A 16,311-nucleotide genomic window follows, 5' to 3' on the forward strand; every position below is an offset into this window, starting at 1 on the left:
CCATGCATAACTTGCAGGTGAAACGGCACTACGCAGCGTTAAAAGGATTTTATTTGTTTGCTTTCCTGGGCACAGGCAGTATCATTCCGCTGCTCAGCATGTATTTAACAAAGGAACAGCATTTAAGCGGCTCACAAGTCGGCTTGATTATGTCACTCGGCCCGATTGTGATGATCTTTTTCCAGCCGTTTTGGGGTATGCTGAGTGATTATACGCAAAAAACAAAAAGCCTGCTTGCGGTTTGTACATCAGTAACAGGTGTCATCGGGCTCGGCTACATCGCATTTGACGGCTTTCCCCTGTTTATTCTGATTGCGGCCTGTTTTGCAGCCTTTCAGAGCACAATCATTCCATTGTCAGACAGCATTTCTTTACGCTACACACAACAAACAAACGGAAACTACGGCGGAATCCGCCTGTTTGGTTCTCTCGGATTCGGCATTGCGGTGTTTGTCATGGGACAGGTGACGAATCAGCTGTACCCCATTCACGTCATCTTTATCTTTGGCTGTGCCTTTCTGTGCATGGCAGCCATATTGGCCTCACAGATGCCGGGCCAGCAGAAAACAAAAACAAAGATCAATATCCGCAAAGGGTTCCGGGAGCTGGTCAGCAACAAAACTTTCCTTATCTTTATGATCATCACCTTTACGACATTTGCACCAAATTTAGCGAACAATACATACTTCAGTCTGTTTCTCGACAAAAGCGGCGCGTCTCTTTCCGCCATTGGCCTTTTATTTTTTATCGGAGTGATCTCAGAGATTCCGTTTATGAGGTTTGCGCAGAAATTCATAGATAAAATGGGATTGCTCAATGTCATCATACTGTCCGGCGGGGTTTCATTATTCAGATGGACGCTTTACTTCACAGAGCCTTCGTTATGGATCATTTATGCGACGGTATGCCTCCAAGGCGTTTCTATTGGTTTATTTATTCCGGCGGCGCTGCAATACGTCAAAAAGATTACCCCAAGCCATGTGGAGGCGACAGCGCTAACCATGTACGCCGCCATCGGCAACGGATTCGGCAACTGGTTCTGTACGTTTGTTGGCGGATACATTTTTGACTACGTTTCCATCTTCGCGGTCTATCTGCTCTTCGCCATTCTCAGCATAGCGGGCGCAGGGCTGACATTATATTTAATAAAAGCAGAAAAAAATAAACATACGCTTCATCAGCCGGCTGTTACTTTTAAACCATAACGACTATAATGAATAAAAAGGAAGGAAGTGTGCTATGAACGGGCAAGAACGGAGCAGCATTTCTAAAGGATTGCAGGTAGATATTGTATTGAAAGCGGATCAAAAAACAGGAAAACTGACGCGAGGCACAGTGAAGGATATTTTAACGAAATCTAGCTATCATCCGCACGGCATTAAAGTCCGTCTTGAAGATGGCCGTATCGGACGCGTCCAGCAAATCATTTCTACATAAAAAGGCTGCCCTGCACCGGGGCAGCTTTTTTCTTTTTATTTTTTCTGCAGAAAGACAACCTTTAAGTAATTGCCTTCCGGATATGCTGACATCGTTTTAAAGTCCTCCGGCAATGTAAATTCCTCTATGATCGTATAGCGTTCATTTGTTTCTTTGAACGCGGCATCGATAAAGCCTTTGAATTTCTTCATTCCGAAGGCGCTGCTGTTTGTAGAGGCGACAATGATGCCCTTGTCGGCTGTAATGGCGATCGTTTCCTTCAGCAGATTTTTATAATCCTTGGCCGCGCTGAAGGTGCGTTTTTTTGTGCGGGCAAAGGATGGCGGGTCGAGAACAATCAGATCAAAGCGCAGATCCTTTTTCGCCGCATATGAGAAGTATTTAAAAACATCCATCACTTTAATATCGTGCGCCTCGTAATCCAGCTTGTTCACGCTGAATTGCTCGATCGTTTTGGCCAGACTTCGATTTGCCACGTCCACGCTTGTTGTTTTCTCCGCTCCGCCAAGCGCTGCCGCCACTGAGAACGCACCTGTATAAGAAAACGTGTTTAAGACGTTTTTTCCATTGGCATAGCGGTCTCTGATCGCTTTGCGCACATGTCTTTGATCTAAAAAGATGCCTGTCATGGCGCCTTCGTTTAAATCAACCGCGTATTGTATCCCGTTTTCTTGAATGATGATCGGGAACTCGCCTCTTTCTCCCTTCACGAAGTCATCATCCTCGACATACTGTCCAGCCGTATCGAAGCGTTTCTTTTCGTAAATCGCTTTATATTCAATATCCAGTTCATCCAGAGCGGCAATGAGCGTTTCTTTAAAGGTGTAAATGCCTTTGCTGTACCATTGGAGCAGCAGGTATCCGTCATAATAATCAACAGTGACGCCGCCGATGCCGTCGCCCTCACCATTGAAGAGACGGAAAGCCGTTGTATCAGGCGTCGCAAAAAGATTTGCACGCGCTTGTACCGCTCTTGTTAATTTACTGAGGAAAAATGCTTGGTCGATTTGTTCATTTTTATTGCGGGTGAGCGTCCAGCCGACCCCTTTGTTTTGCAGGCCGTAATAGCCCCTTGCGAGAAACTCGCCGCTTTCAGACATGACATCAACGAGGTCGCCTTCTTTGACGTGCCCCGCACTGCCGGTGAGGGCTTCCTTTTCGATCAGCGGATAGCCTTTTTTGATTTTTGCAGCATGTGCTTGCTTTAGGGTGAGTAGCTTCATATATGTTCGTCCTCTTTCTGTTTGCTTTTTCTTATCGTACCACAAAACGCCAAGATGTCTTCATTGACAGAAAGGAAAGGTTTTTCTACGATAGACAAAAAGAGTTTCTAGGAGGAACAGCATGGCAAAACGAATTGACCATACAGGCATTATGGTAAGAGATATTAACGCGTCTATTTCATTTTATGAAGAGGTTCTCGGCATGAAATTGAAAGACCGCATCACTCATACGAACGGTATTATCGAGCTTGCTTTTCTTGGCTTTGAAGATGGTCCGGAAACAGAAATCGAACTGATTCAAGGCTACAGCAGCGAGCTTCCTGCCGAAGGTAAAGTGCATCACATTGCCCTGCTGACTGATGACATCGCGGCCGAATATACAAAAGCAGAAAGAATGAATGCGAAATTTATCGATGAAGAGATTACAACACTTCCAAACGGGTATCGTTATTTTTATATCGAAGGCCCTGACGGCGAGTGGATTGAGTTCTTTCAGCGGTAAAAATCAAAGAACGTACATTTTGTCATGTACGTTCTTTGTTTATCTATACCAACTGATATACGTTGACTCATCGCAAAACATGGCTTCCCAGCCCATACCCTGAACCATGTCATGAATCTTTTCATCTTTCGCAAGAAAAACATTTATGAATGAGTCGTATACACTCATAAACACAAAATCCATTTTCTCATCAGTCAATATGAGCTCTGCGTCGGCTTCATCAAGAACCGTCCGCAAGTTAGCCTCAGTTGTGTCCAGAAAGCCGCTGTTTTCCACAATTGGTTCTGAGTAATAAAACCGATTGGACCCGTTGTAACGAAGCACTTTTACCATACCGGGAATATGAAAATTTGAAATATGGTCCTCACTGGGATAAAAGAGATTTCCTTTTAAGTTCACATGTAAAAGTTCAGCCAAATCCTCTCTCGCGTACTCATCCCTTAAAGCAAATATCGATGTCTTCAAAGCCAGCGCCAGCTCTGCATGTGTTTGGAATCCGCATGAAGACATGATCTCTTTCCATGTAACTGCTTTTCCTTTTTCCCTTACTTCTTGATCATTTGGATAAATATGCTCATACTCATTTTTTCTCTTACCTTTTTCCCACCCTTCAGGCATTTGAATAAAAGGAGAAAATAAAATAGCAGCTGATGTATATTCAACTGGTATTTGTTTCAAGATTGGTGATTCGTCATCTAACCATATGTATTCTAGCATGGGCACCCCCTTTACATATTCTAACATTTACTTATAGTTGGTAGAAGATCATCAGCCCTTTAACAGCTGATGATCTATTACAGCTTACATCACGTCACATTTTTATCCCCGGATTCAACCGCACTCTCTTCCTTCCATTTTTGATGATCCCATATTCTGAAAAACGGATAGTAGATAGCACATGTAATGAGCAGGTTCACCAGCTGCATGACCGCTCCAGATACTTTTCCGCCTGTCGCCAGGTACCCTGATATGAGCGGCGGCATGGTCCATGGCACGGCGATTCCGGCGGGCCTTGCCACCAGTCCTGTGCTCATGCCGATATAAGTGGCGGTAATTGTGAGGAGCGGGGCTATGATGAACGGAACGATAAGGAGCGGGTTCATCACAATCGGCATGCCGAAAATGATCGGCTCGTTGATGTTAAATAGCGCAGGACCAATCCCTAATCGGCCGAGCTGCTTCATCTGTTTGCTCCGGGACCGCACAAGCATTGTGAGTACAAGCGCCAGCGTTGCTCCGCTTCCGCCGACATTGATCCAAATTTGAAAAAACTGAGTCGTAAAAATACTCGGCAGCGCCTCGCCCGCTTGAAACGCGAGACGGTTTGCATCCATGGCGCCATACCAAATCGGCGCCATAATACCGCCGATGATCGAAGCGCCGTGAATGCCGCACGCCCAAAGCAGCATTTGCACGAATTCAGCGATCAGACTCCCGCCGAGGCTGCCTCCAAGGATGGAAAGCGGCGTGCCGAGCAGGTCTCCGACGACATTGTGCAGGCTTTGAAAAGGCGTCATTTCAATCAGAAGACGCGCCAGCCATATAAGAAATACGATAATAAAGCCGGGAATCAGCGCGACAAATGATTTGCTTACCGCCGGCGGCACGCCGTCAGGCATGTTAAACACAATATTTTTTTGAATGATGTACCGATAGACTTCAGTCGAAAACAAGGCGATGATCATGGCGACAAACAGTCCCTTGCTGCCGAGCAATGTAATGGGAATTCCGCCTCCGACCATGATTGATTCTGTTGAGCCATCCGGCGTAAAAGGCACCTCGAACGGCGTTGCCAATAAGAAGGCTGCAATTGAAATCGCTCCGGCCGACAGGGCATCAACACCGTAGCTTTCCGCCAGCCGATAGGCGATCCCGAAAGCCGCAATCATTGCCATAATATCGAATGAAGCATTAACAGGATAGCCGAGCTTATCCGCCCACTGTTCCCCAAACACACTCGTCATAAAATCAGCATAACCGGGAATCGGCAGACTGGTTAAAATCAAAAAGACAGAACCGATAATAATCAGCGGCATGGTCAAAACAATTCCGTCACGCAAAGCGCTGAGATGCCGCTGCCCGGCAATTTTCCCAGCGACAGGCATGATTTTTTCTTCCATCACCCGATTGAACGCACTCATCTGAAAAGCCCCCTTTTTTCACTGCTTTGTAAACAACCTTTGCAATGTTTTCTTTATCTTATTTTGAAAACGCTTACAAATTCATGCGGAAAATTTCCTCTTTCTGCGGAAAAAATCTGCATTCTTCTGAACAACCCTCTCAATGAAAAAATCTTTCCTTCTTATTATCAAAATCACATTTTCCTCCGATATATATATCAAACATCATAGAAAAAGGAGAAGAACCATGAAAAACATGTTTTGCAAACTTGTTGTATCAGTCACTCTGTTTTTCAGTTTTCTCGCCCTAGAGCCTCTTGCACATGCAGAAACCAGCAGCGAGAAAGAGGTCATTGTGGTCTATAAAAACAAAGACGGCAAGGAAACCGTCCTGGACAGTGATGCTGAGGTTGAGCAGCAGTATCAGCATCTTCCGGCGGTAGCTGTTACAGCAGATCCAGAGACAGTAAAAGAATTCAAACAGGATCCTGATATTTTGTATGTCGAAAACAATGTCACGTTCACTGCAGCGGACAATACAGAACTCAAAGTACTGTCAGAGAACGCCGACACCACTGACAACTTCGAACAATGGAATCTTGAACCGATTCAGGTCAAACAGGCTTGGAAGGAGGGGCTGACAGGCAAAAACGTCAAAATTGCTGTCATTGACAGCGGGATCTCCCCCCACGACGACCTGTCGATTTCCGGCGGGTACTCAGCTGTCAGTTACACCTCTTCTTACAAAGACGATAACGGCCACGGAACACATGTCGCCGGGATTATCGGCGCTAAGCATAACGGCTACGGAATTGACGGCATCGCACCGGAAGCACAAATATATGCGGTTAAAGCGCTGGATCAGAACGGCTCGGGAGATCTTCAAGGTCTTCTCAAAGGGATCGACTGGTCGATAGCGAATGGAATGGATATCGTCAATATGAGCCTTGGCACGTCTTCAGACAGCCAGATTCTTCATGACGCCATGGACAAAGCATATGAAAAAGGCGTACTGCTCGTTGCCGCAAGCGGAAATGAAGGAAACGGCAAGCCAGTAAATTACCCGGCGGCATACAGCAGTGTCGTTGCAGTGTCAGCGACAAATCAACACAATCAGCTCGCAGCCTTTTCAACAACAGGAAATCAAGTTGAATTTTCAGCACCGGGAACAGACATCACGAGCACGTATTTACATCAATATTACGCGACGGGAAGCGGCACATCCCAAGCGACACCGCACGTCGCTGCCATGTTTGCGTTATTAAAACAGCGTGATCCTGGTAACACGAACGTGCAGCTTCGCGCCCTCATGCAGAAAAACATCGTTGATCTCGGAATTACGGGCCGCGATCAGCAATTCGGCTATGGCCTGATCCGGTATAAAGCCCAGCAGGCAGATAAAGCGTACGCGGCGGCTGAGCAAGCGGTCAAAAAAGCCGAACAGACAAAAACACAAGCCGATATCGACAAAGCGAAAAAGCTCGTCAGCAAGCTGCCTAATTCCAGCGCCAAAAAAGCTTTGCAAAAAAGACTGGATAACATTCAGGCATACAGAAATGTAAAAGACGCGAAGGACAAAGTGGCAAAGGCAGAAAAGTATAAAACCCAGCAAACCGTTGATACAGCACAAGCCGCGATCAACAAACTGCCGAACGGCACGGATAAAAAGAACCTGCAAAAACGGTTAGATCAGGTCAAGCGCTATATCGTATCAAAGCAAGCGAAGGACAAAGTCGCCAAAGTGGAAAAAAGCAAAAAGAAAACAGATGTCAGCAGCGCTCAATCGGCAGTCAGCAAGCTTCCGGCAGGCTCAGAAAAAACGTCCCTGCAGAAGCGTCTCAACAAAGTGAAAAGCAGCAATGTAAAAAAGGCGCAGCAATCAGTCGCCGCAGCGGAAAAGAAATCAACTGACGCAAACGCGGCGAATGCCCAAAAGGCCGTCAATGAACTTCAGTCCGGAAAAGACAAAACGTCATTGCAAAAACGGTTAGATAAAGTGAAGAAAAAAGTGGCGGCAGCTGAAGCCAAAAAAGTCGAAACGGCCAAAGCCAAAGTGAAAAAAGCGGAAAAAGACAAGACAAAAAAATCAAAAACAGCCGCTCAGTCCGCAGTAAATCAATTAAAAGCATCCCATGAAAAAACAAAGCTGCAAAAACGGCTGAACGCCGTTAAGCCGAAGAAATAATTGAAAAAACCTTTAAGACGAGTGTTACGTCTTAAAGGTTTTTTCGTCTGTTAAACTGTGTACGCAACCTTTTTCCCATTTGCTTCACAGGCTTTTCATACTATTGCTATCCTGCTGTGAACAGCATAAAATGAACGGTATTACAGATATCAACTGCATATTGCGGGATTGTGACTGGCAAGCAGGCAAGACCCAACGATGCAAAGGGAGTATTAGTGCCTAGAAAAAGAAGGCATTTTAACTCTTCTTTTCGTGTTGGGCTCGTAACGGCGCCAATGACATTTCTGCTTTATATGTTTCGTAATGCCCCGTCACCCGACGAGGGCATTTTTTGATGGCTCTGCACGCTTTACATTTTTCTCACTTTTTTCATTTTGATTGTCAACTTTTCATTTGATACGATGAACAAGCCGACTTTTCTTCAGCAGAGGAGGTTTTTATTGTTTGCAAAAAGAAATTGCGAAAGAATTATTGCTCCTCGCAGGAGGAAAAAGCAACATTATCAGCATCAGCCACTGTACAACTCGTCTTCGTTTTGAAGTAAAGGATGAAACGAAAATCGACATACGTGCTATTGAGAATCTGCAAGGTGTGCAGGGCACCTTTTTCAGATATGGCCTGTTCCAGATTATTTTTGGGGCAGGTATCGTCAACAAAATTTATAAAGAAGTCGTTTGTGTGTGGGAGGCATCGCCTTCTGAAGAGGCTGTTCAAGAGAAACATGCCAGACGCAAACTGAACCCCGTCACAACATTTGCTAAAACGCTGTCCGATATTTTCATGCCGATTATCCCGGCGATAACAGCAAACGGTTTGCTCATGGGGCTGATCGGCATGATTCAGGTCTTTCACTGGTTCTCTGCCGACAGCCCGTGGATCAAAATGCTGGATCTCGTGTCCAGCACCGCCTTTATTCTGCTGCCGATTTTGGTTGGCTTCAGTGCCGCCAGACAATTTGGCAGCAACCCATTTTTAGGGGCATTGATAGGAGGGCTTCTGACTCATCCTGATTTGCTTGATCCATCCATGCTCGGCAGCAAAACCCCCGCTTCCTTAGACATATGGGGGCTGCACATTCCATTGATGGGCTATCAGGGCGCCATTATACCGATTCTTCTCTCCATTTATATCATGAGCAAAATTGAGAAGCTTTTAAAAACGATTGTGCCCAAGTCACTTGATGTCGTGATCATTCCCTTTATCACTGTGATGGTGACAGGGTGTCTCGCGCTGATTGTGATGAACCCCGCCGCAGCTATCATCGGCCAGGTCATATCACAATCGATTGAATACATTTATCACCACGCGGGCATTGCTGCCGGAGCTCTTTTCGGGGGTATCTATTCCACTATCGTTCTATCAGGCTTGCATCATAGCTTTTATGCGATTGAAGCGACTTTGCTTGCTGACCCTCATGTGGGTGTGAACTTTTTGGTGCCGATATGGTCAATGGCGAATGTGGCGCAAGGCGGAGCGGGACTGGCGGTTTTCTTCAAAACGAAGCAGTCAGGCCTGAAGAAAATCGCGCTCCCCGCTTCCCTTACCGCTTTTTTAGGCATTGTGGAGCCAATTGTTTTCGGAGTAAATGTGAAGCTGATCCGCCCCTTTATCGGAGCCGCTATTGGAGGCGCTCTCGGCGGGGCGTATGTAGTTGGGGCACACGTCGTTTCGAATTCCTACGGACTGACCGGCATCCCGATGATTTCAATCGTGCTGCCGTTTGGCATTGCGAATTTTGTTCATTATATGATCGGTTTTTTGATCGCGGCCGTCTCTGCTTTTATAGCTACATTGTTTCTCGGGTTTAAAGAAGAGACAGAATAACTGGATTTATTCGATTTCATTCATAAAACGGGGGATGAAAGGACAAAAAGCTATGAAAATTAAAAGAATATTAAATCATAATGCAATCGTCGTAAAGGATCAAAATGAAGAGAAGATTCTCTTGGGTGCAGGAATTGCGTTCGACAAAAGAAAAAATGATATTGTCGATCCGTCTAAAATCGAAAAAACATTCGTCAGAAAAGATACACCTGACTATAAACAATTCGAAGAGATTTTAGAAACATTGCCGGAAGACCATATTCAAATCTCCGAGCAAATTATTTCCCATGCTGAACAAGAACTGAACATCAAAATCAACGAACGGATTCACGTTGCGTTTTCAGACCACCTCTCATTTGCGATCGAACGCCTGAGCAACGGAATGGTCATCAAAAATCCGCTGCTGAATGAGATCAAAGTTCTTTATCCGAAGGAATTCCAAATCGGCATGTGGGCTAGAGCGCTGATTAAAGAGAAACTGGGCATTGAGATTCCTGAAGATGAAATCGGCAATATCGCCATGCACATTCACACAGCGAGAAACAACGCCGGCGACATGACACAGACACTTGATATTACAACGATGATCCGTGATATTATCGGCATTATTGAAACCCAGCTGTCGATCAACATTGTGGAGGATACCATTTCTTACGAAAGGCTCGTGACCCATTTGCGCTTTGCCATTCAGCATATCAAAGCAGGCGAAACCATTTACGAGCTGGATTCAGAAATGATCGCCATCATTAAAGAAAGATTCAAGGATGCTTTCCTATGCGCCAAAAGTATCGGCACATTTGTGAAAAAAGAATACGGCTTTGAGTTTCCTGAAAAAGAACTGTGCTATATCGCCATGCATATTCAGCGCTTCTATCATCGGTCAGTGGCCCGCTGACAAACAAAAAAACGCTTTTGATCATCTCAAAAGCGTTTTTTCATATATAGATTATTGATTGATAGCCGGGTTTCCGATCGTATTCCACTTCGTATAGGACATGTAATGGAAATACTCATCGCGATACGGATGTTTTGTATTGGAGTTCCAAGGCTTTTCTCCGCCGCAGAAGTGGACGATTGCCGGGTTTTCTCTCGTTTCATTATATTGCTTCCGTCCTAACAGTGTCGGAGGTGTTTTCAGTTTTAACATGATGTATGTTTGAGCGTTCCAGCGCGGATGAAGCTCATACCACTTATCATATAAGATCGCGTTCAGCGCATCTTGGTCATGTAACACAAGAAAATCTTCAGAACCGTTTTCATTGATAAAGTTGAGAACTTTTTCTGTGATGTTTTGCTTTCTCCAAGGTTCCATATCAATAACCATAATACCTGAGTTAAAATATTTTCCCGTGTCAGTGATATTCATTTCTTTCAAACGTTCATGCTGCCCCGCATCTTCTACAGCAGCAACGGTGTATGGAGCGATGTCCAAGTCCCATAGTTTCGAAATATCCTCAAGGACAAGTGCATCACAATCGACATAAATCATCCGCTTAATGCTCTCATCCTTAATTAAGTCAGGAATCGAAATGCGGTAATACGCCGCTTTTGTAATGTGGCTGCTTTCCACAGCATGTTCATACTGGTTGGCATCCACTTCTAAAAACTCAATCGGCACGCCGAACTTCAATGTAGTTTCTTCCAGCCTTTTTTTGTTATCAGGCTCAATTCCCCCATCAATCACATATAGCTTTACTTTTCTGTTCTGGTCCATGTTTGTCAATAAAGAAACGAACATCCCACCTAAATGACGAGCATAATTATCATCTGCGCATGATACGATATGCATAATTTCATCTTTCTTCAATGGTATTCATCTCCCTTTGTGTTGTACAAGTTACATTCCCTTTTTCAGAAAATTAAACACTAATCTCCAATATTTTTTTAAATAGAATGTGCTATACAACAAAAAAAGGTGTTATTTTTTGAACATCCGATAAAGCCAATAAAGGATGAAAAAGCTCGCGATCGTAATGGCTTCAGCTGAGGCGATATACCAAGGCCAAGGCCCGAGAACATCCAATAGCGAAGAGCCGCCCGGCTTTTTCGTTAAATACATATAATTCGCTTTCAGCCAGCGGTCAACCAGATAAATGATTCCTCCGTACAGATTGACAATCAATACAGTCACCCATAAAGAGCGCTGTCTGAGTCTGTACGTGCCAATCACCGCCATAAGCAGACAGGACAGAAACACGGACCCGTGCGAAATAAAAAAGAGAATATACCGCACATGCGGAAATGAGAACATACCAAGGTCCGGTGTCAGAAGCGCCTGAAGGGAGCTTCCGATGCCGACAAAATACAAAAACACAAACAGCTTTCTGCTCTTTGTCACCAGCATAATAGCTGATAAATACACAGACAAGTCACTCAGCTGAAGGGGCAGAGAAGTCCGCACCGACCACCTGCCCGCGGCGATCATCCATATTTGGTAACCAATTTGTGAAGCAAGCAAAAGAAACACAAACAAATAGCGCAGAAATGTACTGAATGCTGGCCGGCTGAGTGGCCGGCGGAACAAAAACAAAAGAATGGCAAGCATGCCGATCAAGCTTAATGTCACTGCATGCTCTGTCGAAAACAGATGAAACGGATCGTGTTTATACACGCCTTGAACATATTTTTGCACAACTGCACCCCCGTCTGCGGGTTTTTCTTTATTGTGGTGTTCTTTTGGCTTTTTTTATGCAACCAAAAAATATAGGCTTGAAGTTCACCATCGTCTCTGCTACAATTCATTTCACAGCTAATGATTCTGATAATTTAAGGCGGCGACAAATGGAACGTTTAGATAAACAGCAGCAGCTTCGCAAAGAAGAGCATGACACACTCAGCAAGCTTAAACAAATGCCCGTTGAGTCACTCAACCTGGAAGCCATTTCGATCGCGACGAATCTGTATCGGTCTGCGCAAAGGCTCCGTGTCAAAATGGAGACTGAGGTTCTTTCTTCTTACAAATTATCTTGGACCGCTTTCTCCATTCTTTACGATCTATGGGTGTGGGGCAAACTCGAAACGAGAAAAATCGCTGAGCTGTCAGGCATTTCAACAGCAACAGCAAGCAACGTGATCAAAACGCTCGAAAAAAAGGGTTTTTGCTCCAAAAGCATCGATACCAGAGATCGGCGACTTGTTTTTGTCACAATCACTGAATCCGGCAAACAAGCGATCGAAGCACTCTACCCAAAGTTTCACAAAGGGGAAACGGAATTGATTACGGGCATGACAAAAGAGGAGCAAAAAACCCTGACAGGACTGCTTAGAAAAGTAGCGGACAATCTTCATACATCATAAGCTTTGACGGGAATCCAGTAGCGGTTTGTCTCCCTGTTTCAGAGAGCCGGCGGAAGGTGCGAGCCGGCACACAGGCAAACGCGAATTACCTCCCCGAGCTTTCTTTGTGAACGTTAGTAGCAAAGGACGGGAAACCGTTATTCGAATGAGCGGAAGACAATGTCTTCAACCAGGGTGGTACCGCGTGCATTGAGCCACGTCCCTTATCGGGATGCGGCTCTTTTTGTGTTTCTAAAAAAGGAGGAAGAACAATGAAAACATTTGATCAGCTCACAGCAGCACAGCAAAAAGAAGTCGAAAGACAGCTTGATCTATATATGACAGGCGCCCAAGAAGTCATACCGCCGGAGGAATTAAAGGCCAAGCTTGTCAAATCGATTGCGGCAGGCACACCGCTTAAAATTAAGCTCGGATTAGATCCTTCTGCACCGGATGTTCATCTGGGACATACGGTCGTTTTAAACAAGCTTCGCCAATTTCAAGAAAATGGCCACATTGTGCAGCTCTTGATTGGCGATTTCACAGGAAAAATCGGTGATCCGACAGGCAAGTCCGCGGCCAGAAAACAGCTGACTGATGAAGAAGTCCAGCACAACGCCAAAACATACTTCCAGCAATTCGGGAAAGTGCTTGATCCAGAAAAAGTCGAGCTGCACTACAACTCGAAATGGCTGAAAACATTGTATCTGGAGGACGTTATTGACTTGGCAGGCAAAATAACAGTAGCCCGCCTGATGGAACGCGATGACTTTGAAGAACGCATCGCCATGCAAAAGCCGATCTCCCTGCATGAATTCTTTTACCCGTTGATGCAGGGATACGATTCCGTCGTTCTGGAAAGCGATATTGAATTAGGAGGAACAGACCAGCATTTCAATGTGCTGATGGGGCGGCATTTTCAAGAACGATACAACAAAGAAAAACAAGTCGTCATCCTGATGCCGCTTTTGGAAGGCTTGGACGGTGTTGAGAAAATGTCGAAATCGAAACACAACTACATCGGCATTGACGAACATCCGAACGACATGTACGGGAAAACAATGTCACTGCCCGACAGCCTGATGAAAAAATACATTCATTTGGCAACGGACTTGGAGCTTGAAGAAAAAAAACGGCTCGTGAAGGACTTAGAAACCGGCGCCGTTCACCCAAGGGATGCCAAAATGCTTTTAGCCAAAACGATTGTCCGAATGTACCACGGATTAGAAGCCGCTGAAGCAGCCGAACAATCTTTCAAAACAGTCTTTCAGGAAAACAGCCTGCCTGAGGATATTCCGGCTGTGAACTGGAAAGGTGAGAAAACGATCGCGATGACCGATCTGCTCGTCACTCTTGATCTTCTCTCTTCGAAAAGCGAGGCGCGCCGCATGATTCAAAACGGCGGTGTCCGGATTAACGGAGAGAAAATAACAGACATTCACGCCGATGCAAAGATAGAGGAGAATATGATCATCCAGGTCGGCAAACGCAAGTTTTTAAAACTCCTATAATTTGATGTCCTGACGCTTATGAAATCGGCTTTCATAAGCGTTTTTTTTGCAGGTATAAAGAACTGTCTTTTCAAAAATGCGCTTCAGTTTGCAGGAAAATCCTTTAGCATCCCGAAATATTCCCCATCCAAACATTAGGGGAGGTTCATGTTTATGAAAAAGCTTTTGACTGTAATGACGATGGCCGTTTTAACGGCCGGCACGGTTCTCTTGCCGGCACAGAGTGTCACCCCTGCTGCGCATGCTGTTCAAATATCAGATAGCCAGCGGGAGCTCCCATTCAAAGCAAAGCGTGCATACTCAACCATTTCTCAGCTTAGTGAAACAATCGGCCCCAGAATAGCCGGGACATCTGCCGAAAAAAAGAGTGCCTTATGGATCGCTTCATCCTTCAAAAAATTAAAACTGGATGTGAAGGTTCAAACGTTTGGCATTCCTGACCGACTTGAAGGAACGCTATCCTCAGAAGGCCGTGAGATTCTCATTCGGGCGGCATCCGGCTCTACACCAACTGAAGAAAAGGGCCTCAACGCTCCGCTGTATCACGCCGGTTTAGGATATCCTGATGATTTCTCCGCTGACGCCAAGGGGAAAATCGCTTTGATTTCAAGAGGAGACCTGACATATTATGAGAAAGCCAGGAATGCCGAGGCGGCCGGCGCAACGGCTGTGATCATTTACAATAATAAGGAAAGCCTTGTGCCTGTCACCCCAAATCTATCAGGAAATACAGTCAGCATTCCTGTCGTCGGAATTAAGAAAGAAGACGGTGAAACTCTTATCCAGAAAAAAGAAGCAACCTTACAACTAAAAGCATTCTCAAACCAAACCTCCCAGAACATCATCGGTATCAAAAAACCAAAGAACATCACAAATCCTGATATTGTGTACGTTACAGCCCATTATGACAGTGTTCCTTTCTCGCCCGGCGCAAATGACAACGGATCAGGCACTTCTGTTATGCTGGAAATGGCACGCGTCTTGAAAAGCATCCCTTCTGACAAGGAAATCCGCTTTATCGCCTTTGGCGCTGAAGAGCTCGGCCTGCTCGGCTCCTCCCATTATGTAGATCATCTATCAGAAAAAGAGTTGAAAAGAAGCGAAGTGAACTTCAACTTAGACATGGTGGGTACAAGCTGGGAGAATGCGTCTGAGCTGTATGTCAACACATTGGACGGGCAATCTAACGATGTTTGGGAATCCAGCCATACGGCCGCTGAAAAAATTGGATTCGACCGCCTGTCTCTGACACAGGGAGGCTCATCCGATCACGTGCCGTTCCATGAAGCCGGCATAGATTCCGCTAACTTTATTTGGGGAGATCCGGAAACAGAAGAAGTAGAGCCATGGTACCATACCCCTGAAGACTCTATCGAACATATCAGCAAAGAACGCCTTCAGCAGGCTGGCGACCTTGTGACAGCCTCTGTCTATGAAGCTGTGAAAAAAGAGAAAAAACCAACCGGCAAGAAGGCACATATCAAGGCAAAAGCCTCTGATATTTATGAAGATATCAAATAAAAAAAGACGGCACATTGCTGCCGTCTTTTCTAATCAACTTCTTTCTTAATCCCCAGCATTTTTTCATCTAAATAGTGGGCGATCTCCGCCGCTTCCTTCAGTTCATCGGTTAAATGTTTAGGGACGTCGTTGTTCAGTTTATAGTAGATTTTATGCTCCAAGCTCGCCCAGAAATCCATGGCGATGGTGCGGATTTGAATTTCTGCTTTGACGTATTCCACTCTGTTCGTTAAGTTCACAGGCATTTCAATAATCAAATGCAGGCTTCGATAGCCGTTCGGTTTCGGATTCTGAATATAATCCTTTACCTTTACGATCCGCAAATCCTCATGCTGCTTCAGGACGTTCACGACATTATAAATATCAGAAATAAAGGAACAAATGATACGCACACCAGCAATATCGTTGATATGTTCCTTCATTTCCTGTGTCGTAATCTCGCAGCCCTTTCTCATGAGTTTATTTACGATGCTTTCAAAGCTTTTCACGCGCGATTTTGTATGCTCAATCGGATTGTGGCCATGAATTAAATTGTATTCCTGACTGATAATCGAAAACTTTGTATCAAGTGCATCAAGTGCAAATTTATAAACTAACAGTTCGTTTTTCCAATCTTCCATGACAGTTTTTAAATCGTCCATATGTGTTACAGATAAATCCATTTTCGTCATCTCCTTTAACGGATCTTTATCCGCTGTCCATGTACTAGACG

General features: G+C 45.0%; 15 protein-coding genes and 1 other annotated feature. Of the genes, 9 read left to right on the plus strand and 6 right to left on the minus strand.

Annotation, left to right across the window (positions count from 1 at the left end; all coding sequences use genetic code 11):
- The first annotated feature begins 2 nt into the window (after window positions 1–2).
- Window positions 3–1,205 (plus strand): major facilitator superfamily domain-containing protein 6, encoded by a 1,203-nt coding sequence (locus NSS75_RS20630; protein ID WP_024123309.1) that lies wholly within the window; start codon window positions 3–5, stop codon window positions 1,203–1,205.
- Window positions 1,206–1,239: 34 nt separating this feature from the next.
- Window positions 1,240–1,437, plus strand: a complete 198-nt coding sequence (locus tag NSS75_RS20635; RefSeq protein ID WP_010332373.1) for a YwbE family protein — start codon at window positions 1,240–1,242, stop codon at window positions 1,435–1,437.
- A 35-nt stretch (window positions 1,438–1,472) separates the two neighbouring features.
- Here NSS75_RS20635 and NSS75_RS20640 read toward each other — a convergent pair whose 3' ends face one another.
- Window positions 1,473–2,660 carry a class I SAM-dependent rRNA methyltransferase gene (locus tag NSS75_RS20640; RefSeq protein WP_339234782.1) on the minus strand — a complete coding sequence of 396 codons (1,188 nt, stop codon included), beginning with the start codon at window positions 2,658–2,660 and terminating at the stop codon, window positions 1,473–1,475.
- A gap of 121 nt (window positions 2,661–2,781) precedes the next feature.
- Here NSS75_RS20640 and glxA point away from each other — a divergent pair, with 121 nt between their 5' ends.
- On the plus strand, window positions 2,782–3,162 hold the full coding sequence (gene glxA, locus NSS75_RS20645) for a glyoxalase GlxA (RefSeq protein WP_010332375.1): 381 nt from the start codon (window positions 2,782–2,784) through the stop codon (window positions 3,160–3,162).
- A 39-nt stretch (window positions 3,163–3,201) separates the two neighbouring features.
- Here the strand turns inward: glxA and NSS75_RS20650 are convergent, their stop codons facing one another.
- Both NSS75_RS20650 and celB read right to left on the minus strand, forming a co-directional pair.
- Window positions 3,202–3,879 (minus strand): DUF2711 family protein, encoded by a 678-nt coding sequence (locus NSS75_RS20650; RefSeq protein ID WP_339234785.1) that lies wholly within the window; start codon window positions 3,877–3,879, stop codon window positions 3,202–3,204.
- An 89-nt stretch (window positions 3,880–3,968) separates the two neighbouring features.
- The gene (gene celB / locus NSS75_RS20655; RefSeq protein WP_339234788.1) at window positions 3,969–5,303 is read right to left on the minus strand and encodes a PTS cellobiose transporter subunit IIC; all 1,335 of its coding nucleotides are present in this window, start codon (window positions 5,301–5,303) and stop codon (window positions 3,969–3,971) included.
- Window positions 5,304–5,529: 226 nt separating this feature from the next.
- On the opposite strand from celB, the gene NSS75_RS20660 reads away from it, so the two are divergent.
- The 3 genes from NSS75_RS20660 to sacY all read left to right on the plus strand — a co-directional run bounded on the left by NSS75_RS20660 (window position 5,530) and on the right by sacY (window position 10,186).
- Window positions 5,530–7,467: a S8 family serine peptidase gene (locus NSS75_RS20660; RefSeq protein WP_339234791.1), complete on the plus strand. Its 1,938-nt coding sequence runs from the start codon at window positions 5,530–5,532 to the stop codon at window positions 7,465–7,467.
- A 444-nt stretch (window positions 7,468–7,911) separates the two neighbouring features.
- Window positions 7,912–9,291 carry a sucrose-specific PTS transporter subunit IIBC gene (locus NSS75_RS20665; RefSeq protein ID WP_105954469.1) on the plus strand — a complete coding sequence of 460 codons (1,380 nt, stop codon included), beginning with the start codon at window positions 7,912–7,914 and terminating at the stop codon, window positions 9,289–9,291.
- A 52-nt stretch (window positions 9,292–9,343) separates the two neighbouring features.
- Window positions 9,344–10,186: a transcription antiterminator SacY gene (gene sacY / locus NSS75_RS20670; RefSeq protein WP_044160381.1), complete on the plus strand. Its 843-nt coding sequence runs from the start codon at window positions 9,344–9,346 to the stop codon at window positions 10,184–10,186.
- Window positions 10,187–10,237: 51 nt separating this feature from the next.
- Here the strand turns inward: sacY and NSS75_RS20675 are convergent, their stop codons facing one another.
- Both NSS75_RS20675 and NSS75_RS20680 read right to left on the minus strand, forming a co-directional pair.
- Window positions 10,238–11,098: a glycosyltransferase family 8 protein gene (locus NSS75_RS20675; protein WP_044159962.1), complete on the minus strand. Its 861-nt coding sequence runs from the start codon at window positions 11,096–11,098 to the stop codon at window positions 10,238–10,240.
- Between the two features lie 111 nt (window positions 11,099–11,209).
- A complete protein-coding gene (locus NSS75_RS20680) occupies window positions 11,210–11,923 on the minus strand; it encodes a TIGR02206 family membrane protein (protein WP_185848473.1) in 714 nt (237 codons plus the stop codon).
- Window positions 11,924–12,072: 149 nt separating this feature from the next.
- On the opposite strand from NSS75_RS20680, the gene NSS75_RS20685 reads away from it, so the two are divergent.
- The 3 genes from NSS75_RS20685 to NSS75_RS20695 all read left to right on the plus strand — a co-directional run bounded on the left by NSS75_RS20685 (window position 12,073) and on the right by NSS75_RS20695 (window position 15,599).
- Entirely contained in the window at window positions 12,073–12,588 is a 516-nt protein-coding gene (locus tag NSS75_RS20685; protein WP_024123319.1) for a MarR family transcriptional regulator, read from the plus strand.
- Window positions 12,583–12,795, plus strand: a binding site (T-box leader). (Overlaps the previous gene by 6 nt.)
- A 44-nt stretch (window positions 12,796–12,839) precedes the next feature.
- Entirely contained in the window at window positions 12,840–14,078 is a 1,239-nt protein-coding gene (gene tyrS / locus NSS75_RS20690; protein WP_339234799.1) for a tyrosine--tRNA ligase, read from the plus strand.
- A gap of 153 nt (window positions 14,079–14,231) precedes the next feature.
- On the plus strand, window positions 14,232–15,599 hold the full coding sequence (locus NSS75_RS20695) for a M28 family metallopeptidase (protein WP_268542464.1): 1,368 nt from the start codon (window positions 14,232–14,234) through the stop codon (window positions 15,597–15,599).
- A gap of 29 nt (window positions 15,600–15,628) precedes the next feature.
- Here NSS75_RS20695 and ywaC read toward each other — a convergent pair whose 3' ends face one another.
- On the minus strand, window positions 15,629–16,261 hold the full coding sequence (ywaC, locus tag NSS75_RS20700) for a GTP pyrophosphokinase YwaC (protein ID WP_010332385.1): 633 nt from the start codon (window positions 16,259–16,261) through the stop codon (window positions 15,629–15,631).
- Window positions 16,262–16,311: the final 50 nt, after the last annotated feature.

Origin of the sequence: Bacillus sp. FSL K6-1012 (assembly GCF_037964915.1) — a bacterium.
In the GTDB taxonomy this organism is placed as follows: Bacteria; Bacillota; Bacilli; order Bacillales; family Bacillaceae; genus Bacillus; species Bacillus halotolerans.